Below are 22303 nucleotides of genomic sequence, written 5' to 3'. Positions count from 1 at the left end.
GATCTTCAAAACCAGGCAAAACAACCAAACCAATCAGCAAAAGCCAACCAATCCGACAATTTCACCAGAACGAGTAACTCCGTCGCCAGCAGCGCCGCCGCCCTCGTTGGTGAAACGGCTTATACGGGGCGCTTGATTTGCGGTCAACAGCCTCTCCAACAAAAAATCGGAAAAAATGACAAGGCATTGGAATGTAACAGTTTTATGAAGCGCTCCTGCGGCCCTCCGCTGGAATGCCGAAAAGTCGGGCAGAAGCTGCCTGTTTTGTGGGCGCGCCACGCAGCGGGCCGTGCGGCTTGCGTCTTGTCGCTGCGGGAGCGGACATGCGATAGAGGAGAACAGATCCCATCCGGCCCGCCACGGGCCCGCCTCAAGGAAAGTCTTCAGCCGTGCACCTTCTTGCAGAAGCCTCGATCCCGGAATTGCCCAACCATTATCGGGGCAAGGTTCGCGACAATTACGACCTTCCCGACGGGCGCCGCATCATCATAGCCAGCGACCGGCTGAGCGCCTTCGACCGGGCACTCGCGGTGATCCCCGACAAGGGACGGGTGCTGACGCAGACGGCACGCTACTGGTTCGAGCAGACGGCGGACATTTGCCCCAATCACGTTCTGGCCTATCCCGACCCCAATGTGGTGATCGGCCGGCGGCTCGACATCTTGCCCGTCGAGATCGTCGTGCGCGGCTATCTGGCCGGCACGACCGGTACCTCGCTGCTGACCCTCTACAAGAAGGGCGTGCGCGCGATGTACGGCCTGACCCTGCCGGACGGGCTGCGCGACAACCAGGTGCTGCCCGGGCCGGTGATCACGCCGACCAGCAAGGCGTTCGACGGCGGCCATGACGAGCCCCTGTCGCCGTCCGACATCGTTGCCAACGGTCTGCTCAGCGAGGACCAGTGGCAGACGGTCAGCCGCTATGCGCTGGCGCTGTTTGCCCGCGGCCAGGCGCTTGCCGCCGAACGCGGCCTGATCCTGGTCGATACCAAGTATGAATTCGGCGTCGATGCCGAGGGCACGATCATCCTGGCCGACGAGATCCATACGCCCGATTCCAGCCGCTACTGGATGGCGGACAGTTATCCGGCCCGCTTTGCCGCCGGCGAGCGGCCGGAGAGCTTCGACAAGGATTTCGTGCGCAGCTGGGTTGCGGAACGCTGCGACCCCTACAAGGACGAGATTCCGCAGATCCCGGCGGAGCTGATCGAGCAGACGGCCGAGGTCTATCGCAAGGCCTATGCCGCGATCACCGGCAAAGTGCTGGAGCCGATTTCGCCGCAGACCGACATCCTGGCGCGCCTGCGCACCAACCTCGCGCCCTTCTTCAGCTGAGACTGCGGGAGCAAGGGCGCAACATGGCACGACGACCGCGACGCAAGGCCGAGGATACCCGCGCCGAAATCCTGGCGACCGCGGAGCGGCTGTTTCGCGAAAACGGGGTCGCCGGCAGTTCGGTGGCCCACATCGCCCAGGCGCTCTCCATGTCGCCCGCCAATGTGTTCAAGCATTTCCACTCCAAGGCGGCGCTGACCGATGCGATCTGCGAGACCAAGATCGACGCGATGATCCGCCGCATCCAGGCGCTGGAGGTGGATGCGCCGGCGCCGCAACGGCTCGGCCTCATTGCCCACCGGCTGATGGAGGCGCACCAGGCCTCGCTGCAGGATACGCCCTACATGCTGGAAATGCTGTACCTGCTGTCCAAGTCGGACCTGAAGAGCGGGCTGCGCTACAAGGCCATGCTCGAGGACCTTTTCCTGTCGGTCATCCGCGAGGGGATGGAAAGCGGCGTCTACGGCACGCCTGACGCCCCCCGCATGGCGCGCACTGCAGCCATCGCCTTCGTCTCCGTGCTGCATCCGATCTTTCTGGCCAAGGCAGCGCCTGAGGAGCTGGCGCAACGGTGTGACGATCTCAGCTGGCTTGTGAACGCTGCGCTGCAAAATCCGCTTGTGAAGTGACGGTTTCTCCATTACGTCACCATTAATGCAAAACAACCCTGCCACGCGGCGGCGGGCCGATTGTGTCTTGCAGCCGTAACCCGACGACTGCACACTGCATGGCGTTTGCGGCCCTCGCCGATGCCCCAGAATGGATGCCCCTGATGACTCTACGCCGATTTGCCGTTCCCCTGATGCTCTCGCTTGCGCTGGCCAGCTGCAACGATCAGGGCAAGTCATCCGGCGGTGCGGGTGCACCGGGCGCCGCCCAGCAGCGCCCGCCGGCCAAGGTCAGCGTCGTGACGCTGACGCAGGCCGAACAGCCGCTGACGCGGGTTCTGCCGGGCCGCGCCGTCGCTTTTCGCACGGCCGAAGTCCGGCCGCGCGTCAATGGCATGATCGAGGAGATCGCCTTCAAGGAAGGCAGCGAGGTCAAGGCCGGCGACATTCTCTACAAGATCGACGACGAGACCTATGCCGCGGCGCTGGAGGAGGCGCGGGCGACGCTGGCCAAGGCGGAGGCGAGCGTTCCGAGCGCGGAAGCCAATTTCAATCGCTACGAACGGCTGGTCAACAGCGGCGCGACCCAGATCGAATATGAGAATGCCCGCGTTGCGCTGCTGCAGGCACGGGCCGATGTCGCCCAGGCGCGCGCCGCGCTGCAGACCTCGGAAATCAATGTCAGCTATACGACGATCCGCGCGCCCTTCGACGGTGTCACGACGATTTCCAATGTCAGCATCGGCAATATCGTCACGGCCAACCAGACCACCGCGCTGACCACGCTGCGCCAGCTGGACCCGATCTATGTGGATCTGACGGATTCGGCGGCCAACCTGCTGGAGCTGCGGGCGGCGATCGCAGCCGGCCGCCTGAAGGGCAATGCGACCCAGGCCGACATCACGCTGGCGCTGGAGGACGGCACGCAGTATCCGCGCACCGGCAAGCTGGACATGGCGGAACTCGCCGTCAGCGAAACCACCGGCACCTACCAGATCCGCGCCGTCTTCGACAATCCCGACAACCTGATCCTGCCGGGCATGTATGTGCGCGCCACCGTGATCGTCGGCTACGAGAACGGCTTCCTGATCCCGCAGCGTGCGGCAACCCGCAATCCGAACGGCACCCTGACCGCCCTGTTTGTCGGCAAGGACAACAAGGTGGAAAGCCGCACCTTCGACAACAGCCAGCTTTCAGGCAACAACTGGCTGGTCACCTCCGGCGTCAGCGACGGCGACAGGCTGATCGTCGACGGGCTGCAGAAGATCGCCCCCGGAGCGCCGGTCGAGCCGGTGAACGCCACCATCAACGCGCAGGGCTTCGTCGTGGAAGCCCCGGCGCCGACACCCGCCGCAAAACCTTGAAACGCAGGCATGGAACCGCACAGGCAGGCGTGAAGGGCTGACCAATGGCAAAATTCTTTATCAACCGCCCGATCTTTGCATGGGTGATCGCGATCATCATCATGCTGGGCGGCGCTCTGGCGATCACCACGCTGTCGATCGCCCAGTATCCGGAGATCGCCCCGACCACGGTGCGCATCTCCGCGACCTATACGGGCGCCAGCGCCGAGACCGTGGAAAAATCGGTGACGACGATCATCGAGGACGCCATGACCGGCCTCGACGACCTCACCTACATGACCTCGTCGTCGAGCACGGGCTCCTCGAGCGTCACGCTGACCTTCGGCAATTCCATCCTGCCGGACATTGCCCAGGTGCAGGTGCAGAACAAGCTGCAGCTCGTGCAGTCGCAGCTGCCCGACGTGGTGCAGACGGCCGGCATCACGGTTACGCGCTCAACCTCCAGCATCCTGCTGGTCGGCGCGCTGGTTTCCACCGATGCCAAGCGCACGCCGGTCGAACTCGGCGACATCTTCTCCACCCAGATCGAGGACCAGATCAAGCGCCTGGAAGGCGTCGGCAGCATTCAGGTGTTCGGCACCGGCTATGCCATGCGCGTCTGGCTCGACCCTTACAAGCTGAACAAGTTCCAGCTGACGCCGAATGACGTCACCACGGCCATCGAGGCGCAGAACACCCAGGTCTCCGTCGGCTCCATCGGTGCGCAGCCGGTCGTCGAGGGCCAGCAGATCAATGTCACGGTGACGGCGCAGAGCCAGCTGCAGACGGTTTCGCAGTTCGAGGCGGTGATCCTGAAGACCGAGACGGGCGGCGCCACCGTGCGCCTCAGCGACGTGGCGCGCATCGAGATCGGCCAGGAAAGCTATTCCACCAACACCCGCTCGAACCGCAACCCGGCGACCGGCTTTGCCGTCAACCTGGCGACGGGCGCCAATGCGCTCGACACCGCCGCCCGGGTGAAGACGGCGCTGAACAGCATTGCTCCGTCGCTGCCCGAAAACGTCGTCATCACCTATCCCTATGACACGACGCCCTTCGTGCAGCTGTCGATCGAGAAGGTGGTGCATACGCTGATCGAGGCGATCATCCTCGTCTTCGTCGTGCTGCTGGTCTTCCTGCAGAACCTGCGCGCCACCTTCATTCCGATGATCGCGGTGCCCGTCGTGCTGCTCGGCACCTTCGGCATTCTGGCGTTGACCGGCTATTCGATCAACACGCTGACCATGTTCGCCATGGTTCTGGCCATCGGCCTTCTGGTGGACGATGCGATCGTCGTGGTCGAAAACGTCGAACGCATCATGTCCGAGGAAGGACTGTCGCCGAAGGAGGCGACTGAAAAGTCGATGGGCGAGATCACCGGCGCCATCGTGGGTATCGCGCTGGTGCTGACGGCGGTCTTCATCCCGATGGCCTTCTTCGGCGGTTCGACCGGCATCATCTACCGGCAGTTCTCCGTCACCATCGTCTCCGCCATGCTGCTTTCGGCGCTGGTGGCGATCGTGCTCACGCCGGCGCTCTGCGCCACCATGCTGAAGCCGGTCAACCATCACGGCGAAAAGCGGGGTCTGGCCGGCTGGTTCAACCGCAGCTTCGAGCGCACCACCGGCGGCTATGTGGCAACGATCGGCTATCTGCTGAAGCGACCGCTGCGGGTGATGGTGATGTTCGCCATCGTCGTGGGCGGCTGTGCCTGGTTCTTCGCCCGCCTGCCGAGCGCCTTCCTGCCGCAGGAAGACCAGGGCGTGCTGATGACCATCATCCAGCTGCCGAACGGCGCCACCGCGGCACGCACCGAAGAGGTGATCAAGAAGGTCGAGACCTATTATCTCGACCAGGAGAAGGACGCGATCCGCGACGTCTTTGCCGTCTCCGGCTTCTCCTTCACCGGCTCGGGCCAGAATTACGCGATGGTGTTTGCCAAGCTGAAGGACTTTGACCAGAGAACGGATCCGAAGCTCGCGGCCTCGGCCGTGGTCAGGCGGGCGATGGGCTATTTCTTCACGATTCGCGATGCCATGGTCTTCCCGCTGCAGCCGCCGGCCATTCCCGGACTGGGCAATTCCAGCGGCTTCTCCATGTATCTGGTCGACAGCGGCAAGAACGGCACGGAGGCGCTGACGCGCGCCTCGCAGCAACTGATCCAGGAAGGCAATTCCAACCCGAATGTCAGCTCGCTGCGGTCCAACAGCCCGCCGGCGGAGACCCAGCTGAAATTCCTGCTCGACCAGGAAAAGATGGGGGCCATGGCGCTCGACATCGCCTCGGTCAATGCGATGCTGTCGACGATCTTCGCCGGGCGCGACGTGAACGACTTCACGCTGAACGGCGAGCTGAAGCCGGTCTATGTGCAGGGCGACGCGCCCTATCGCATGCGGCCGGACGCCATCAACAACTGGTATGCCCGCAACGGCAGCGGCGAGATGGTTCCCTTCTCCGCCTTCATCAAGACCCAGTGGGTCAGCGGCGCTCCGACGCTCAGCCGCTTCAACGGGGTGAGCGCGATCTCGCTGGAAGGCTCCGCCGGCGCCGGGGTCAGCTCGGGCACGGCCATGGACACCATGGAGCAGCTGACATCGCAGATGGAAGGCGGCTATACCGTGGCCTGGCAGGGCATTTCCTATCAGGAACGCCTGTCCGGCTCGCAGGCGCCGCTGCTCTATGCACTGTCGGTTCTCGTGGTCTTCCTGTGCCTGGCGGCGCTTTACGAAAGCTGGTCCATTCCCTTTTCGGTGATCATGGCCGTTCCCGTCGGCGTTCTCGGCGCGCTGGTCGCGGCCACGTGGTTCGGCCAGTCGAACGACGTCTACTTCAAGGTCGGCCTGCTGACGACCATCGGCCTGGCGGCGAAGAACGCCATCCTGATCGTCGAATTCGCCAAGGACCGGCAGGCGGGCGGAACGGGCCTGGTGGATGCGACGCTGGAGGCTGCCAAGCTGCGCCTTCGGCCGATCATCATGACCTCGCTTGCCTTCATCCTCGGCGTGGTGCCGCTGGCCATTGCCACCGGTGCCGGTTCCGCCGCGCAGAACTCCATCGGGATCGGCGTTCTCGGGGGTATGCTTTCTGCAACACTGCTGGGAATTTTCTTCGTGCCCTCGTTTTTTGTGGTGGTACGGAAGCTGTCAGCGGGTAGAAAAGCAGCCAGTTAACCATTTGTATACGGGACGCTTCAATCCTGACGAATCACGCAAGGCGCCCTTTCGCCAGTGGCGCCTTTACAAAGAGTATCGGTGAATGATTTCATCGTCCAACAGGGTACAGTCATGACCTCCATTCGCGTAGCAGCCCCCCTCGTCATGCTTCTGCTGTCCGGCTGCGTCCTCGGACCAGACCACAAGGCGCCCGAAATTTCGCTTCCGCAGAAGTTTGCCGAAGGCGGCGCCAAGAGCAATGGCGACGTCTCGACGGATGCCTGGTGGACGGCCTTCAGCGACCGGCGCCTCAACGGCCTGATGAAGCAGGGCCTCGACCAGAACATCGACATCCTCACCGCGCTGGAACGCATCAACCAGGCACAGGCCAATGTGGTGACGGCCGGCGCCGCCGCGCTGCCCGACCTGACGCTCTCCTCCTCCGCCAGCCGCCGCGGCGCCGAGGGCTTCGGCAGCACGCCGGACACCTCGCCGACCACCACGGCCTCCGGCACGCTCGACGTCTCCTGGCTGCTCGATATCTTCGGCCGCTACAAGCGCAACAAGGAAAGCGCGCTCGCCTCGCTCGACGTGGCCTATGCCAATGTCGACACGGCGCGGCTGTCGCTGTTGTCCTCCGTCGCCTCGGCCTATATCGATGCCCGCTACTATCAGGAGCGCATCCAGATCGCTCAGCAGAACCTGAAGTCCCGTCGCGAGACGCTGGACCTGACGCGCCTGCAGCTGGAAGCCGGCGCCGCCTCGCGTCTCGACGTCGTGCAGGCCGAAGGTCTGGTCAACTCGACGATCGCCGACATTCCGGGGCTGGAAACCAACTATCGCAAGTCGGCGCATCGCATCGCGACGCTGCTCGCCCTGCCGGCCTCCTCGCTGGTCGCGGATCTGCAGAAGGGCGCCGGCCAGCCGGTGGCCCGCTTCAATCCGAAGTCTGGCGTCCCGGCCGACCTGATCCGCAACCGTCCGGACATCCGCGCCGCCGAGCGCCAGCTTGCTGCAGCCGTTGCCAATATCGGCGTTGCCGAAGCGCAGCTCTATCCGAGCATCAGCCTCGGCGGCTCGATCACGCCGGCCTATACCAATGCCACCGGCGGCTCGATCACCCGCAACCTCACCTGGTCGTTCGGTCCCAGCCTGAACCTGCCGATCTTCGATGGCGGCCAGCTGCGCGCCAACCTGAGCTCGGCCGAATCCCAGGCCCGCGAAGCCTATCTCAGCTGGAAGCAGACCGTTCTCGGCGCCGTCGAGGAAGTGGAAAATGCACTGGCCGCCGTCACCCGTGACAGCCGCACCGTCTCGGCGCTGCGCGACACGGTCCGCTCCTACAACGAAGCGCTTGAACTTTCGACCGCAAGCTATCGCGACGGCGCCTCCTCGCTGCTCGACGTCCTCGACGCCCAGCGCTCCGTCTCCAGCGCCCAGGCGAACCTTGCTGCCGCCATCCAGCAGCAGGCTCAGGATTACGTGACGCTGAGCGTGGCGATCGGCGGCGGCTACAACTGGGGCAAGGGTCCGACGGTTGTCGCAGCCGCTGCCGCCAAGCCGGCTGCCCAGTAAGACCAGTAGGAACAGAGGCGAAAAGCCAGAAAAAAGCCCCGGATCCTGCAGGATCCGGGGCTTTTTCATGTGAACCTGCGACAAAAGGGCGGGCGAGCGCCAAGGCCTTGCCCGCCGGCCGCGATCAGTCCTTGGCGCGCTCGACGTAGGAATTGTCTTCGGTCGCAATCACCACGCGGGTGCCGGCATCGATATGCGGCGGAACCATGGTGCGCAGGCCGTTCGACAGGATCGCCGGCTTGTAGGAGGAGGAGGCCGTCTGGCCCTTCACGACCGGTTCGGTCTCGACGATTTCGAGCGTCACGTGGCGCGGCAGTTCGAGCGCAAGCGGCACGCCTTCATGGATCGACAGGATGCAGGTCATGCCTTCCTGCAGATAGGCCTTCTGCTCGCCCATCGTCTCTTCGCTGACGACGACCTGATCATAGGTTTCCGGGTTCATGAAGTGGAAGCCTTCGCCGTCTTCGTAGAGGTACTGGAAGTTGACGTCTTCCACGAAGGCGCGCTCGACCTGTTCCGTGGTGCGCCAGCGCTCCGACACCTTCACGCCGTCGACGATGCGGCGCATGTCGACCTGGGTGACCGGCGTGCCCTTGCCCGGATGGAAGTTCTGGGCCGTCAGCACGACATAGAGCTTGCCGTCGACTTCGAGAACATTGCCCTTGCGGACGGAGGAGGCGATAATCTTGACCATGAGGTTTCCTTGTGACTGCCTTGGCTTGTCAGTTCCGTGAATGCGTCGTAGAGGACCAGCCGTCGGCCAGCCTGAAGGACGCCTGATCTTTATTCCCGGGCGACCTACCTTAAATTGGCGAAAAGTGGAAGCCTTCGCAGGTCAAGGCCCGGAAGAAAGCCCGAAAAGGAACCCTCCCCGTGTCGCATGCCCCCTCTCCCTCACGCGCAAGCTGGTGGCGGCCGGACGTGCATGCGGATCGTCGTCCCTTCCTGATCGCCCGCAACCGCATCCAGGCAGCCTTTCGCACCTTCTTCGCCGAACGCGATTTCCTCGAGGTGGACACCGCCACGCTGCAGGTCTCGCCCGGCAACGAGGCACATCTGCATGCCTTCTCCACCACGGCGCTGACCACCGATGGCCGCGCCCTGCCGCTGCATCTGCACACCTCGCCGGAATTTGCCTGCAAGAAGCTGCTGGCGGCCGGCGAGACGCGGATCGCCTGCTTCGCGCATGTCTACCGCAACCGCGAGCGCGGGCCGCTGCACCATCCCGAATTCACCATGCTGGAATGGTACCGGGCCGGCGAGGATTATACGCAGCTGATGGCCGATTGCGCCGCGCTGCTGGCGCTTTCCGCAGACATCGCCGGTACCCGGCAGTTCGCCTATCGCGGCATGACCTGCGATCCCTTCGCCGCGCCGGAGCGCCTCAGCGTCGCCGATGCCTTCCACCGGCTTGCCGGCATCGATCTGCTGGCCTCGGTCGCTGCGGACGGGACGACGGATCGCGACCAGCTTGCCGCGCAGCTGACGAGCGCCGGCATCCGCCATGCGCCGGATGATACCTGGACCGACCTCTATTCCCGCGTGCTGGTCGAAAAGGTGGAGCCGGGGCTCGGCAAGGGCCGTGCAACGATCCTCGACCGCTACCCGATCTGCGAGGCGGCGCTGGCGCGCCCGGCCGCGGACGATCCACGGGTTGCCGAACGCTTCGAGCTTTACGCCTGCGGCGTGGAGCTCGCCAATGCCTTCGGCGAACTCACCGATCCCGTGGAACAGCGCGCCCGCTTTGCGGCGGAAATGGCGGAAAAGCAGCGCGTCTATGGCGAAACCTACCCGCTGGACGAGGATTTTCTGGCAGCCCTTGCCCTGATGCCGGCGGCAAGCGGCATCGCACTCGGCTTCGACCGGCTGGTGATGCTGGCGGCCGGCGCCACCCGCATCGATCAGGTGATGTGGGCGCCCGTGACGGAGTGGCAATGACTGCGCCGCGCAGCCTGAAGACGCCGCGGGATCTCGCCGACGCCGGCCTGCTTTCCGCCGAACGGCAGGCAGAGGCGGAAGCGGTTGCGGCGCGCTACGCCATTGCCGTGACACCGACTATAGCAGGCCTGATCGATGCCGCCGATCCCGCCGACCCGCTGGCCCGGCAGTTCCTGCCGGATCTCCGCGAACTGACGGTGACGCCGGAAGAACGGGCCGACCCGATCGGCGACAGCGCGCATTCGCCGGTGAAGGGCGTGGTGCACCGCTATCCGGACCGCGTGCTGCTGAAGGCCGTGCATGTCTGTCCCGTCTATTGCCGCTTCTGCTTCCGGCGCGAGATGGTCGGCCCCTCCGGCGACGGCACGCTGTCGGCGGCGGAGCTTGCCGCAGCACTCGATTACATCCGCGGCCGCCCGGAGATCTGGGAGGTGATTCTCACCGGCGGCGATCCGCTGGTCCTGTCGCCGCGGCGCCTCGGCGAGATGCTGCGCAGCCTCGCCGACATCGCCCATGTGAAGATCGTGCGCTTTCACAGCCGCGTGCCGGTGGTCGATCCGCCGGCGATCAATCCGGCACTGATCGCAGCGCTGAAGGCTGCCGGCAAGGCGGTCTATGTGGCGCTGCATGCCAACCACCCGCGCGAGATGACGCCGGAGGCCCGCGCCGCCTGCGGCCGGCTGGTCGATGCCGGCATCGTGATGGTCAGCCAGACCGTACTGCTGAAGGGCATCAATGACGACCCGGCCGTGCTGGGCGATCTGATGCGCGCTTTCGTCGAGACCCGCATCAAGCCCTATTACCTGCACCATCCGGATCTGGCACCCGGTACCAGCCATTTCCGTCTCGACATTGCCGAGGGACAACGCATCGTCGCAGCCCTGCGCGGCACACTCTCCGGTCTCTGCCAGCCAACCTATGTGCTGGACATTCCCGGTGGTTACGGCAAGGCACCGCTCGGCCCCTCCGCCGTGCGCGCCACCGGCGACGGCTGCTATGCCGTCAGCGACTATCGCGGCGAGGAGCATGCCTATCCACCGAGCGATAGGGTCTGATCTGTCAAAAAGCCGGCCGGCGCGTTGATGCGCATGCCTTTTCCTCACGCGGCCGGTTTCGACCCGTGGTGTGACGCCATGTCCGGCCGGGGCGCTGAAAGCTGCCTCGTTGGGTAGTCTACAGGTAGCACCTCTCAGCGCCCCGTTCGGTTGTTTGTGCCCGCCGGTCGGTCCCTCTGTCTGAAAGGCCGGTGGTGCCGTTTGCCATCGCCGTTCCCGTCATCCTTCCCTTCGGGAAAAATGCGGGCGGACAACGGGCGATGCGGCCCCTGCCTGCCTTCCCCGTGTGTGCCACATAAGGCACGCCCGACGCGCAGCTGGGAGCGTTGAAGGACAAGGCGCTGACGTCCGACGCGCCTTGTCCTCCACCCGGTCGCCGGAGGGGGACCCTGTTGACGGACCCGGACCAGGCGGTTTTGCGTCTCACCCGCCTGCCCCGAACCGGCCCCGCATCGCCGGCACGCCTGCCGGTGTATCCGCTGCGGGACGAGGAGATTTTAGGCACGGGGTTTCGGGGTGGGGATGGAGGGGGATGCGGAATTTTTGCGGCAGGCGTGGGGGCTTTGTGGGGGGATCTGTCGGAAAGGGTTTCCGGTCAATGGGTTAGAGGGCTGTCGTTGGACGTTCGCGGGCGGGGTTACCCCCCCCCTCTGTCCTGCCGGGCATCTCCCCCTCAAGGGGGGAGATCGGCAGAACGGGTGGGTGATCGCTTCACCGAGAGGTCGAAGCGGTTGCTTCGATTGCGACGGTCAGGGGGCGGGAAGGCGGTGCCACGATGCGATCTCCCCACCTGTGGGGGTCCGAAGGACGGGTTGAGACCCGTGGCTCAGCCCCGGTCAGCCCGGCAGGGCAGAGGGGGGAGGCGGGGGATGCGCGGGAGGCATGGATCCTCGGGTCAAGCCCGAGGATGACGGAGTTTGTGGAGTTGCGGGTGCCCCAGGAGATGCCGATGATTGCTGCCTGGACAGCACTGGATGGGGGGAGCCCCCGTCCCGGTCGTCATCCTCGGGCTTGACACAACGATCTGAGGAAAGCGGTTTTGATCCATGGACTAGAGAGCTGTCGTTGAATGTTCGCGGGCGGGGTTACCCCCCTCTGTCCCGCCGGACATCTCCCCCTCAAGGAGGGAGATCGGCAGAACGGTTTCGTCTCTGCCCCAAGCCGGCGCAACAGGACCTCTCTTATCATCCACGCCTGCATCCGAACCTTCTGGCCTGGCGGGATGGATCTCAAAGCGCGGTGCACGTGCCGCACGCGGATCTCCCCCTTGAGGGGGTCCGAAGGACGGGTTAAGGCCCGTGGCTCAACCCCGGCAAGCCCGGCAGGGCAGAGGGGGTGGAGCGGCACGGAAGAGCGCATCGGACCTGACGTTACGCGCAAGGCATGGAACCCCGGAGCAAGCCGGAGGCCGTCAACAGGCAGGGGTGGCGGACAGGACGAGGGGCGCGGCAGAGGCCGGCAGGAGACGCGGCGGGGCGATCAGTACAGCCCGACGGCACCGCCGATGGAGGAGGAGGATGCGGATCGCGGGGAGGCCGGATTTTGCAGATACTGGCGGAACAGGCTCACCATCTGCCCGTCGCGGGCCTTGTCGGTCGGATAGCCCATCACCACACCGACATAGCGGCGCCCCCCGGCCGTGACCGAGGTGACGACATTGTAGCCGGAGGCGCTGGTATAGCCGGTCTTGATGCCGTCGACGCCGGGATAAAGGTCGAGCATATAGTTGTGGCCGGTAAGCTGCTTGCCGCGGAACATCGTGGTTCTGGTGGCAAACAGCGGGAACTGGCGGGGGAAATGCTGCATCAGGGCAAGCCCCAGCACCGCCATGTCGCGGGCGGTGGTGAACTGGCCATCGGCGGTGAGGCCGGTTGCGGTTCGGAAGGTGGTCTTCGTCATCGAGAGCTGGCGGGCCCTGGCGGTCATCATCTGCGCAAAGCGATCTTCCGTGCCGCCCAGCCGCTCGGCAAGCGCAATCGCCGCATCATTGGCGGAAATGACGATGATGCCGTTGACCGCCTCGCGCACGCTGATGGTGCCGCCCGGCGCGATGCCGAGCTTGTAGGGCACGGTCGACGCCGCATGGGCAGAGATCGGGATCTGTTCGTCCCAGGAAAGCCTGCCCTTTCCCAGCGCCTCGAAGGTGAGATAGAGCGTCATCATCTTGGTGAGCGAAGCCGGCCGGATCGGCAGGTCGGCATTTTCCGCCTCCAGCATGGCGCCCGTCGAGGCATCGACCACCAGACTCGCCTCGGCCGCCAGCACCGGCACCGGGCAGCCAAGACAAACCACAAGCACCAGCAGCAGCCGTGCCGGCATCCGCATCAGGGACTGCATTCCCGTCTCCCGTTTCGATCTTCGGCCGAGGCACCGTTGCGCAGGCAGCCGCCGGTCTGGATCTCCGGTGCTGCAGGCAATGGTACGCCGCGCCTGCGCCACACATAGCGCAGTTTGCGCCGCTGTCTCGACCGCCAGCCCGGCTTGCGATCACATTCGGGAGAGGCAGCCCGCCCCGGGCCAGCCTTTTCCACCGGATGGCTTCTTCGCGCGCCCTATGGACGCCAACGCGGATCGCGCTAATCTTCTTCCCATGATGGTGGGGGACAGGCGGATGGCCGAAATGCAGCCAGTGCAGCCGCAGGAAATGCAACCGGACGAGGCGGCAACGCAGGCCGTTCCCGACGGTGCGACCGCGGCAATGGAACCGGAGGCCGTGCTGTGGCAGCATTTCGGCCTGCCGGGAACAGCAAGCCCGCTGGCCGATGCGCCGGGAAGCTTCGAGGTGAGCGGCAGCGAGCTGTTCTACCGCCTGGACGTGACCGACGACCCCACCCGCCGCGACCGCTTCGTACGGCAGGGGCAGATCCTGCAGGCGCTTGCCGAGGAGACCGGCCTGCAGGTGCTGCGCCCGGTGCGTGACCGGACCGATGCGCTGGTGGCGGATCTCGGCCGGGACGAGGAGGACGGGGACGAGGGCGAGAACGGCGACGACGAGGATGGCGCCGAACGGCCGGCAGAGCAGCAGGCAGCAGGCCCGTTTGCGCGCCTGCTGGCCCTGCCGGAGACCGGCCTGACGGCGGCCGGACGCTCTGCCTCGCCGGCCAATGCCGCAAAGCTGGGACGTTTCGTGGCCGAGCTGACGCGAGCGATCGCCGCGGCCGATGCCGGTCGCGATGCCACCTCGCTGACCTCGCCGCTCGATCTGCGCCAGGCCGGGCCGCTGGTGGTCAGGCTGCTGCGCTCGGTCAACGATCCCGAGGTGCGCAACCCGGTTGCCAAGTGCATGGTGACGGCGCTGCGCCAGATCCAGCCTCTCGGGCCGGATCTGCGCCGCCAGCTGGTGCATCACGCTCCGACCCGGACCGAGCTGCTGGTGGAAACCCTGGAGGATGAGGCCGGTCCCCGCGACTGGCAGCCGGTCGGGTTTCTCAGCGTCGAGGCGCTGGGCGACGGCTGGCTGATTGCGCCGCTTGCCGCCCTGCTGGCCGACCTGATGGCGGCGGCGGCAAGCGACCCCTTTGCCGGCCTGCCGGCCCTTTCCGCCTTTCATGCCGCCCTGCCGCTGACGGAACCGGAGCTGAAGGCGCTCTGGCCGCTGACGACGATCCGGATCGCGCTGCTGCGCGCCGAGGCCGAGCAGAAGGCCGTGGCCGCGCCGGACGACGAAGAGCGCCTTGCCGCGCGCCTTGCCGCGCGCGCGCTGTTTCATGCGGCAACCGAGGTGCATCCGGCCTTCATGGAGGCCGCCATCCTGGAGGCGGCCGGCTGGCCGCAGGAGCCGGCGCCGACGCTTGGGCCGATGCTGCCGCAGATCGACCCCGACGACATCCGCCTTGCGGATCTTTCGGCGACGAGCCCGCTGTTTTCCGAGGGCAACTGGGAAGATCCCGACATCGACTGGCGGCTTCTGGCCCGCGTCGCCTTCGAAAACCGCATGGGCGCCACGCGGTTTGGCGAATACCGCCTGTCGCGGGCCGGCGCAGCCGGTGGCGGCGAGACGGAAAACCTTGCCCTGCATGTGGATCTCTGCGTGCCGGCCGGAACGGCGGTGGCGGCGCCGATGGGGGGCGTGCTGCATCTTTCCGACCGAGGGCTGGTGCTGGCGGGCAAGGGCGCAAGCCTGCAGCTGGAAGGGCTGGACTGCCCGCTGCACGAAGCCACCGCGCTGTTTGCCGGCGATCCGCTCGGCGTGGTGGCCGGCGCGGAAGGCTCGGTCGGCGGCCTGCGCATCCGGCTGAGCCGCGTGGCCGACCTGATGCCGCCGCTGTTTGCCCCGCACCGGCTGGCGCCCGTCTGGCGCCGGCTGGCGCTCTCGCCCTCGCTGGTGCTGGGCCGCGATCTCGACGCGCCGGCCATCGACGCGACGCCTTTGGCGCGCGGCTGGCGCGACAGGGTATATGACGGACATGGACGCGCCTTCGTGGACCTGTCGGGAGCGGCCGGGCTGATCGGCCACGGGCATCCGGACATGGCGGAGGCCGCCTACCGGCAATGGCTGACCCTCGGCGGGCTGCAGGGCACCGGGGCCGATAGCGAGTTTCGCGGAGCGCTGCTGGCGCTGCTGCCCGAAGCCTATGCGACCATCGTGACGCTGACCGACGAGGAGCAGGCCATGGTCGTGGCCGTGGATCTGGCCGAACGGCTGTCGCCGGACCCTGATGCGCCGCTGTCGATTTCCGACGAACGCCGCAGCGGCTTCGGCCGGCTGGGCAGCCGCTTCTGGGGCTTCGGCGGCGAGGAGGACCTGCCCGACATCATCGTGACCGGATCGCCGGTGCCCGGCGCGCCGCTGGCCGCGGTGATCCTGCATCAGCGCCACGCGGCCGATGCCGCCGACCCGGCGCTCGATGCCGCCGATGCGGTGGCCTGCCGGATCGGCTCGGCAGTGCTTGCCACCCTCGGCGACGGACGGCACGTGGCACCCGACACCGCCGAGGCCGCCCGGCAGCTGGAGAGCGCGATGCGCCGGCTGGCAGGCACGGCGCCGCAGGTGCTGGAGGTGGAGGGAGAGGGACTGGCGCTCGATCTGGTGCTTGGCCCGGAAGCGCCCTCGGCCTTCGATCTGGCCCGGCAGCTCGCCCAGCACGGCATTCTCGTTTCCCGACCGCAATCGGCCGACCGGCTGTCGCTGACCGCCCCGCTTTGCCTTGGGCGGGAGGGGGCGGAGCAGCTGGTCACAGCCCTGCGCAACCTGCTGCATCTGCCGGCCGCAAATGGCGGCGCTACCGCGCAATCCTGACCCGCCACGGCGCTACGAACAGCTGTGCAATCGCCCGCTTACTTAAGACCCCCCGAAAATAGGGGGGATTTGGCGAACAGGATTTCACAAAGGCGCCTCACTCCTGTCATCAAACAGAAAAAAATTCTAGCTAAACACCTTATCTATTGAAGTTGCCGAGAGACTCACATACGGTGCGAAACCGTGGGCGACCGGGGATATGGTCGTCCGGAAGGCGCAACACCAACCAGGAGAGTGACATGCCGAAAATGATCCGCACTGCCGCCCTTCTCTGGCGTGCGCATGATGTGAAACGCAAGGGAACTGTCTCCACCCCTTGCTGTCGAATGTGACGCTTCACCTTCCAGGGTTCTGAACAGTCAAATTCGTATTGCTGTCTCTGACAGCCACACCAGGAGTATGACCATGCAAAAGCAGGTTATCGAATATGGCGGCGAGCCTGTGGGCATCGTCGTTCCCGATCAGGGGCGGCTGAAGTTCATCGCCGTCAAGTTCCACGTCATCGACCTCGACGAGCAGCGTTTCGCCTCGGCGGACGAGGTGCGCCTTGCCATTCGCAACCATGTGCGCGCCCAGGCCATGACCGGAACCCCGGCCAATGCCGGGGCACCCCGTTCCGAGACGACAACGGCCGCCGTGGCCTGAAGCCGATGGCCGCCGCCAGGAGCACAGCCGCCCGCCGCATGGCCCGGGCGGCTTTTTCCTGTCGGCAAGGCCCCGCTCAAAACGCGGTGAAGGTAAGCGTGGTCAACGAGCGCTCGATGCCCGGGATGGCGGCAATCTTTTCATTGACGAATTTGCCGATCTCCTCGCCTTCCGGCAGGTAGATCTTCAAAAGCAGGTCCCAGTCGCCGCTGGTGGAATAAAGTTCCGAGACGAGCTCCGTCTTGTAGATGGCATCGGCCACCTCGTAGGTCTTGCCCGGCGCGCAGCGCAGCTGGACGAAAATCGGCTTCATGGCATCTTCCCGCAGTCTGGCCGCCCCGGCTTGAAGGAGCAAAGGCGGCTTTCGTGATCCTCTTCCGACTATTGGCTGAACCGGTGCGCTCACGCAACCCGCTCTCTCGACATCTCCATCTCCTGTGCGATCTCAAGCAGGAGCCAGTCGCGAAAGGCGGCGAGCGGCGGATAGGAGGCGCGCTCCGGCGGGCAGGCGAGAAAATAATCGCCGCTGCGCATGGCTCCCTGATCAACGACCGGCGCAAGCTGGCCCGCCTCCAGTTCCCTCGCAATCAGGAACTGCGGCAACAGCGCGATGCCAAGCCCGGCAGAGGCCGCCTCGACCATGGTGACGAACTGGTCGAGCAGCATGCCATGCAAGGCGTCGAAGGTGACATTGCGGGCCCGCAGCCAGGTTTCCCAGGCATCCGGCCGGGTGTTGAGATGCAGGAGCGGCGCCTGCAGCAGGTCTTTTTCCCCGCCGATGCTCAGCCTGCGGATGAGTTCGGGGGCGCCGACGGGCACCACCTCCTCCTGCATGAGGAAGGTCAGCACCGCGCCCGGCCAGCGCGCCTCGCCGAAATGGATCGCCGCATCGAGTGTGTCGAAGCGGAATTCGAAGGGTTCGAGCCGGGTGATGAGGTTGACGGTCATGCCCGGATGCGCGGCGATGAAACGCGGCAGGCGCGGGGCCAGCCAACGGCTGCCGAAGAAGGGCAGGATGGCCAGATTGAGCGTGCCGCCGGCGGGATTGGCCCGGAGGTTGAGCGAGGCAGATGAAATGCGTCGCAGCGCCTCGCGCACCTCGCGCGCATAAGTATCGCCGGCGATCGTCAGGCGGATCGTCTGCCGCTCGCGCAGGAACAACGCGACGCCGATCTGTTTTTCCAGCGCCGCGATCTGGCGGCTGACGGCGCTTTGCGTGAGGCCGAGTTCGTGGGCCGCAGCCGTGACGCTGCCGGTGCGCGCAGCCGCCTCGAAGGCCGAGAGAAGCGAAAGCGAGGGCAGGAAACGGCGCGGCGGCAGCATCACGGATCATTCCTCCAAAGAATGAACTGTTGAGAAGAATTCGCTATCCGCCGTTTCGCGCCGGCTGTAAAGTTTTTGTCATCTCACCCGCATCCGGATGGCGTGCCATGTTCAACGATCCCCGCTCCCACGGCCTTTGGGAAAAGACGGCGCCGCCTGCTCCCTCAAGCGAACCGCTGTCTGGCGATGCCTCCTGCGAAATCGTTATCATCGGCGGCGGCTATACGGGCCTCTCGGCGGCGCTGCATCTGGCCGAAGCCGGGCGCTCGGTGATCCTGCTGGAAGCGAAAGCGATCGGGTTCGGCGGCGCCGGCCGCAATGTCGGCCTCATCAATGCCGGCATGTGGGTGATGCCGGACGACCTGCCCGGCGAACTCGGCGCGGTGCATGGCGAACGTCTGCTGACCCTGCTCGGCAACGGACCGCAGGTGGTGATGCAGCTGATCGACCGGCACGGCATCGACTGCGAGTTGACGCGCACCGGCACGCTGCATTGCGCCGTCGGCGACAAAGGTCTGGCGGAAATCGAGGAACGTGCCCGCCAGTGGCAGAAACGCGGCGCCGATGTCGAGGTTCTCGATGCAACCGAGACCGAGCGGCGGATCGGCACGCGCGCCTATCGCGGCGCTCTGCTCGACCGCCGCGCCGGAACCCTGCAGCCACTCGCCTATGCCCGCGGCCTTGCCCATGCGGCAGTGAAGGCGGGGGCACGGATTCATACCGAGACCCCGGCAATCGCCTGGCAGCAACGGCAGGGGCGCCACGTGATCTCGACAGGCGCCGGCAGCGTGACGACCGACTGGGTGATCGTCGCGACCGATGCCTATTCGACAGGCCCCTTCGAAACGGTGCGCACCGAACAGGTGCATCTGCCCTATTTCAATCTCGCCACCACGCCGCTCTCCGACAATCTGCGCCGCTCCATCCTGCCCGCCCGCGAGGGCTGCTGGGATACCAAGGAGATCCTCTCCTCCTTCCGTATGGATGACGAGGGCCGGCTGGTGTTCGGATCGGTCGGCGCGCTGCGCGGGCCGGGCACCGCCATCCACAAGGGCTGGGCGCGCCGGGCGCTGCGCAAGATCTTTCCGCAACTCGGCGACATCACATTCGAGGCCGAATGGTACGGCCAGATCGGCATGACAGACAATGCCCTGCCGCGCTTCCACCGTTTTGCCGATCGTGTTGTCGGCTTTTCCGGCTATAACGGGCGCGGAATTGCGCCGGGAACGGTGTTCGGCAAGGTGCTCGCCGCGCATGTTCTGGGCGAGGCGACCGAAGCGGATCTGCCGCTGCCGCAGACCGCACCGCAGGCGCCGGCGTTCCGCCTGCTGAAGGAAGCCTATTACGAAACGGGCGCGCAGATTGCCCATCTGGCCGGGGACCGGTTCTGACGCCCAACCCCGGACGAAGACCTCAAGAGAAAGACGAGAGACGATCCTCATGACGCTTGCCACCCTGAACCTTGCCGCGGAAGCGGATGCCATTCTCTCCCGCCTCGGCGTGGATGCCGCAGCCTTCAAGGGCGGCACGCTTTCCGTCCGTTCGCCGATCACCGGTACGGAAATCGGTAAGGTGGCCGAACTGTCCGCGGAAGCAACGGGTGCCGCAATCGACGCGGCGCATCAGGCCTTTCTCACCTGGCGGAACGTGCCAGCCCCGAAGCGCGGCGAACTGATCCGCCTGCTCGGCGAAGAACTGCGCGCCGCCAAGGCCGATCTTGGCCGCCTCGTTTCGATCGAGGTCGGCAAGATCACCTCGGAGGGTCTCGGCGAAGTGCAGGAAATGATCGACATCTGCGATTTCGCCGTCGGTCTGTCCCGTCAGCTTTATGGTCTGACGATCGCCACCGAACGTGCCGACCACCGGATGATGGAAACCTGGCATCCGCTGGGTGTAGTCGGCATCATCTCCGCCTTCAATTTCCCGGTCGCCGTCTGGGCCTGGAATGCGGCACTGGCTTTGGTCTGCGGCAATGCCACCGTCTGGAAGCCGTCCGAAAAGACGCCGCTGACGGCACTCGCCACCCAGGCGATCTTCGAGAAGGCGGTAAAACGTTACGTGACCGAAGGCGGCACCGCACCACAAAACCTCTCGACGCTGATTATCGGCGGCCGTGAGATCGGCGAGGTCCTGGTCGATCATCCGAAGGTGCCGCTGGTCTCCGCCACCGGCTCCACCGCCATGGGCCGCGCCGTCGGCCCGCGCCTTGCCAAGCGTTTTGCCCGCGCAATCCTCGAACTCGGCGGCAACAATGCCGCGATCGTCACGCCGACGGCCGATCTCGATCTCACGCTGCGCGGCGTCGCCTTTGCCGCCATGGGCACGGCCGGCCAGCGCTGCACGACGCTGCGCCGCCTTTTCGTGCACGACAGCGTTTATGACGCCCTCGTGCCGCGTCTGCAGAAAGCCTATCAGTCGGTCACGATCGGCAATCCGATGGTGGACGGCAATCTCGTCGGCCCGCTGATCGACAAGGCCTCGTTCGAGCGCATGCAGAAGGCGCTCGAGGCGGCCAAGGCCGAAGGCGGTTCGGTGACCGGCGGCGAACGGGTGCTGACAGACGACGCGGCAGACGCCTATTACGTCCGCCCAGCCATCGTCGAAATGCCCTCGCAATGCGGTCCGGTGGTGGAGGAAACCTTCGCACCGATCCTTTACGTGATGCGCTATTCGGAATTTGATGCGGTGCTCGACCTGCACAACGGCGTGCCGCAGGGCCTCTCCTCCTCGATCTTCACCAATGACATGCGCGAAGCCGAAACCTTCATCTCCGCCCGCGGCTCCGATTGCGGCATCGCCAATGTCAATATCGGCCCGTCCGGTGCCGAAATCGGCGGTGCCTTCGGCGGCGAAAAGGAAACCGGCGGCGGCCGCGAATCCGGCTCGGACAGCTGGAAGGCCTATATGCGCCGCGCCACCAACACGCTGAACTACGGCCGCACCCTGCCGCTGGCGCAGGGCGTGAAGTTCGATATCGGCTGATGAGCCGACAGGGCGGCAACCTCACAGCTGCCGCCCTTTCTGTTCGGGACAAGCGTCTTGCGTCGCGCTAGTCTCAGGCGCGAATCGCCCATCACGCAAGGACAATCCCCCATGACCGACCGCCTCAACCTGCTGACCGATATCGAGGGCGTCAGCGTTGGCCATGCGACGGATCTGGCGTTGGGATCCGGCGTGACGGTTGTGGTCTTCGATGAGCCGGCGATCGCGTCGGGTAGCGTGCTGGGGGGCGCGCCGGGCGGGCGCGATACCGCCCTTCTCGATCCGGCGATGACCGTGGACAAGGTCGATGCGCTGGTGCTTTCCGGCGGTTCGGCCTTCGGGCTCGATGCGGCGGGCGGCGTGCAGGCGGGGTTGCGCGCGATCGGCCGTGGCCTGCAAGTCGGCTCGACACGGGTGCCGATCGTGCCACAAGCGATCCTGATGGATCTTCTGAACGGCGGCAACAAGGACTGGGGCCTCCATTCCCCCTATCGGGAGATGGGCTACGAGGCCTTCAAGGCGGCGGCGAAGGGAAAATTTGCGCTCGGCACTGTCGGCGCCGGCACGGGCGCGACGACGGCGACCGTCAAGGGTGGCCTGGGGTCCGCGAGCGCCGTCTCCTCCAGAGGGAATCGCATCGCGGCGCTGGTGGCGGTCAATGCGCTGGGCTCGCCGACCGTGGGCGATGGGCCGCATTTCTGGGCCGCCCCCTTTGAAGAGGAGGGTGAGTTCGGCGGTCTCGGCCTGCCAGACAAATTCACCGCCGGCGATACATCGCTCCGATTGAAAGGTGTGAACCTGAAGGCGACGACCATCGGGCTCGTCGTCACCGATGCCATTCTCACCAAGGCGCAGGCGCATCGCCTCTCGATCATGGCGCAGGATGGGCTGGCGCGCGCCGTGCTGCCTGCCCATCTGCCGGCCGATGGCGACACCGTGTTTGCCGCCGCGACCGGAAAGATCGCCCTCGATGATCCGATGGATTTCATGGAACTGTGCCACCTGGCGACGCTGACCTTTGCCCGCGCCGCAGCACGCGGGGTCTATGAGGCGACCACACTCCCTGTCGCCGACGCGCAAGCCTCCTGGCGCGACCGGCACGGCTGATC

The 22303-nt window shown here is 65.8% G+C and carries 16 protein-coding genes; 12 read left to right on the top strand and 4 right to left on the bottom strand.

Annotated elements, in window-relative coordinates; all coding sequences use genetic code 11:
* The first annotated feature begins 389 nt into the window (after positions 1 to 389).
* From KLP42_RS22850 to KLP42_RS22830, 5 genes are all read left to right on the top strand, one after another.
* Positions 390 to 1334 carry a phosphoribosylaminoimidazolesuccinocarboxamide synthase gene (locus KLP42_RS22850; RefSeq protein ID WP_215569835.1) on the top strand — a complete coding sequence of 315 codons (945 nt, stop codon included), beginning with the start codon at positions 390 to 392 and terminating at the stop codon, positions 1332 to 1334.
* Between the two features lie 23 nt (positions 1335 to 1357).
* Positions 1358 to 1963, top strand: a complete 606-nt coding sequence (locus KLP42_RS22845) for a TetR family transcriptional regulator (RefSeq protein WP_215569833.1) — start codon at positions 1358 to 1360, stop codon at positions 1961 to 1963.
* Between the two features lie 143 nt (positions 1964 to 2106).
* The gene (locus KLP42_RS22840) at positions 2107 to 3306 is read left to right on the top strand and encodes an efflux RND transporter periplasmic adaptor subunit (RefSeq protein WP_215569831.1); all 1200 of its coding nucleotides are present in this window, start codon (positions 2107 to 2109) and stop codon (positions 3304 to 3306) included.
* A 44-nt stretch (positions 3307 to 3350) separates the two neighbouring features.
* Positions 3351 to 6455, top strand: a complete 3105-nt coding sequence (locus tag KLP42_RS22835) for an efflux RND transporter permease subunit (RefSeq protein ID WP_215569829.1) — start codon at positions 3351 to 3353, stop codon at positions 6453 to 6455.
* A gap of 114 nt (positions 6456 to 6569) precedes the next feature.
* A complete protein-coding gene (locus KLP42_RS22830; protein ID WP_215569827.1) occupies positions 6570 to 8012 on the top strand; it encodes an efflux transporter outer membrane subunit in 1443 nt (480 codons plus the stop codon).
* A gap of 124 nt (positions 8013 to 8136) precedes the next feature.
* On the opposite strand, the gene efp is transcribed toward KLP42_RS22830, so the two are convergent.
* Positions 8137 to 8706, bottom strand: coding sequence for an elongation factor P (efp, locus tag KLP42_RS22825; protein WP_143127930.1), 570 nt, complete (start codon positions 8704 to 8706; stop codon positions 8137 to 8139).
* A gap of 179 nt (positions 8707 to 8885) precedes the next feature.
* Between efp and epmA the strand changes: the two genes are divergently transcribed.
* Entirely contained in the window at positions 8886 to 9950 is a 1065-nt protein-coding gene (gene epmA / locus KLP42_RS22820; RefSeq protein WP_215569825.1) for an EF-P lysine aminoacylase EpmA, read from the top strand.
* On the top strand, positions 9947 to 11005 hold the full coding sequence (locus tag KLP42_RS22815; protein ID WP_215569823.1) for a lysine-2,3-aminomutase-like protein: 1059 nt from the start codon (positions 9947 to 9949) through the stop codon (positions 11003 to 11005). Before epmA ends, KLP42_RS22815 begins: the two co-directional genes overlap by 4 nt.
* Positions 11006 to 12484: 1479 nt before the next feature.
* Here the strand turns inward: KLP42_RS22815 and KLP42_RS22810 are convergent.
* Positions 12485 to 13342 carry a D-alanyl-D-alanine carboxypeptidase family protein gene (locus tag KLP42_RS22810; RefSeq protein ID WP_215569821.1) on the bottom strand — a complete coding sequence of 286 codons (858 nt, stop codon included), beginning with the start codon at positions 13340 to 13342 and terminating at the stop codon, positions 12485 to 12487.
* Between the two features lie 283 nt (positions 13343 to 13625).
* Here KLP42_RS22810 and KLP42_RS22805 point away from each other — a divergent pair, with 283 nt between their 5' ends.
* Both KLP42_RS22805 and KLP42_RS22800 read left to right on the top strand, forming a co-directional pair.
* A complete protein-coding gene (locus tag KLP42_RS22805) occupies positions 13626 to 16244 on the top strand; it encodes a hypothetical protein (RefSeq protein WP_215569819.1) in 2619 nt (872 codons plus the stop codon).
* A 405-nt stretch (positions 16245 to 16649) separates the two neighbouring features.
* A complete protein-coding gene (locus KLP42_RS22800) occupies positions 16650 to 16889 on the top strand; it encodes a hypothetical protein (protein ID WP_215569851.1) in 240 nt (79 codons plus the stop codon).
* A 76-nt stretch (positions 16890 to 16965) separates the two neighbouring features.
* Here KLP42_RS22800 and KLP42_RS22795 read toward each other — a convergent pair whose 3' ends face one another.
* Positions 16966 to 17202 (bottom strand): Lrp/AsnC ligand binding domain-containing protein, encoded by a 237-nt coding sequence (locus tag KLP42_RS22795; RefSeq protein WP_215569816.1) that lies wholly within the window; start codon positions 17200 to 17202, stop codon positions 16966 to 16968.
* 89 nt (positions 17203 to 17291) lie between these two features.
* Positions 17292 to 18212, bottom strand: coding sequence for a LysR family transcriptional regulator (locus KLP42_RS22790; RefSeq protein ID WP_215569849.1), 921 nt, complete (start codon positions 18210 to 18212; stop codon positions 17292 to 17294).
* A gap of 107 nt (positions 18213 to 18319) precedes the next feature.
* On the opposite strand from KLP42_RS22790, the gene KLP42_RS22785 reads away from it, so the two are divergent.
* The 3 genes from KLP42_RS22785 to KLP42_RS22775 all read left to right on the top strand — a co-directional run bounded on the left by KLP42_RS22785 (position 18320) and on the right by KLP42_RS22775 (position 22301).
* Complete coding sequence (locus KLP42_RS22785; protein WP_215569813.1) at positions 18320 to 19603, top strand: NAD(P)/FAD-dependent oxidoreductase; 1284 nt, start codon at positions 18320 to 18322, stop codon at positions 19601 to 19603.
* Positions 19604 to 19652: 49 nt separating this feature from the next.
* Positions 19653 to 21194, top strand: a complete 1542-nt coding sequence (amaB, locus tag KLP42_RS22780) for an L-piperidine-6-carboxylate dehydrogenase (protein WP_215569810.1) — start codon at positions 19653 to 19655, stop codon at positions 21192 to 21194.
* Positions 21195 to 21305: 111 nt separating this feature from the next.
* Complete coding sequence (locus tag KLP42_RS22775) at positions 21306 to 22301, top strand: P1 family peptidase (RefSeq protein WP_215569808.1); 996 nt, start codon at positions 21306 to 21308, stop codon at positions 22299 to 22301.
* Positions 22302 to 22303 lie beyond the last annotated feature (2 nt).

The organism is Rhizobium sp. CSW-27 (assembly GCF_018760785.1).
Classification (GTDB): domain Bacteria; phylum Pseudomonadota; class Alphaproteobacteria; order Rhizobiales; family Rhizobiaceae; genus Neorhizobium.
Note: the sequence above shows the minus strand (reverse complement) of the source record. Positions and strands in the feature narration are given on the sequence as shown.

What these genes read in the sequence shown, in the direction of transcription:
- KLP42_RS22845 (WP_215569833.1), top strand. Translation starts at nt 1,358, where the DNA reads ATGGCACGACGACCGCGACGCAAGGCCGAGGATACCCGCGCCGAAATC.
- KLP42_RS22840 (WP_215569831.1), top strand. Translation starts at nt 2,107, where the DNA reads ATGACTCTACGCCGATTTGCCGTTCCCCTGATGCTCTCGCTTGCGCTG.
- KLP42_RS22835 (WP_215569829.1), top strand. Translation starts at nt 3,351, where the DNA reads ATGGCAAAATTCTTTATCAACCGCCCGATCTTTGCATGGGTGATCGCG.
- KLP42_RS22830 (WP_215569827.1), top strand. Translation starts at nt 6,570, where the DNA reads ATGACCTCCATTCGCGTAGCAGCCCCCCTCGTCATGCTTCTGCTGTCC.
- efp (WP_143127930.1), bottom strand. Translation starts at nt 8,706, where the DNA reads ATGGTCAAGATTATCGCCTCCTCCGTCCGCAAGGGCAATGTTCTCGAA.
- KLP42_RS22815 (WP_215569823.1), top strand. Translation starts at nt 9,947, where the DNA reads ATGACTGCGCCGCGCAGCCTGAAGACGCCGCGGGATCTCGCCGACGCC.
- KLP42_RS22810 (WP_215569821.1), bottom strand. Translation starts at nt 13,342, where the DNA reads ATGCAGTCCCTGATGCGGATGCCGGCACGGCTGCTGCTGGTGCTTGTG.
- KLP42_RS22805 (WP_215569819.1), top strand. Translation starts at nt 13,626, where the DNA reads ATGCAGCCAGTGCAGCCGCAGGAAATGCAACCGGACGAGGCGGCAACG.
- KLP42_RS22800 (WP_215569851.1), top strand. Translation starts at nt 16,650, where the DNA reads ATGCAAAAGCAGGTTATCGAATATGGCGGCGAGCCTGTGGGCATCGTC.
- KLP42_RS22795 (WP_215569816.1), bottom strand. Translation starts at nt 17,202, where the DNA reads ATGAAGCCGATTTTCGTCCAGCTGCGCTGCGCGCCGGGCAAGACCTAC.
- KLP42_RS22790 (WP_215569849.1), bottom strand. Translation starts at nt 18,212, where the DNA reads ATGCTGCCGCCGCGCCGTTTCCTGCCCTCGCTTTCGCTTCTCTCGGCC.
- KLP42_RS22785 (WP_215569813.1), top strand. Translation starts at nt 18,320, where the DNA reads ATGTTCAACGATCCCCGCTCCCACGGCCTTTGGGAAAAGACGGCGCCG.
- amaB (WP_215569810.1), top strand. Translation starts at nt 19,653, where the DNA reads ATGACGCTTGCCACCCTGAACCTTGCCGCGGAAGCGGATGCCATTCTC.
- KLP42_RS22775 (WP_215569808.1), top strand. Translation starts at nt 21,306, where the DNA reads ATGACCGACCGCCTCAACCTGCTGACCGATATCGAGGGCGTCAGCGTT.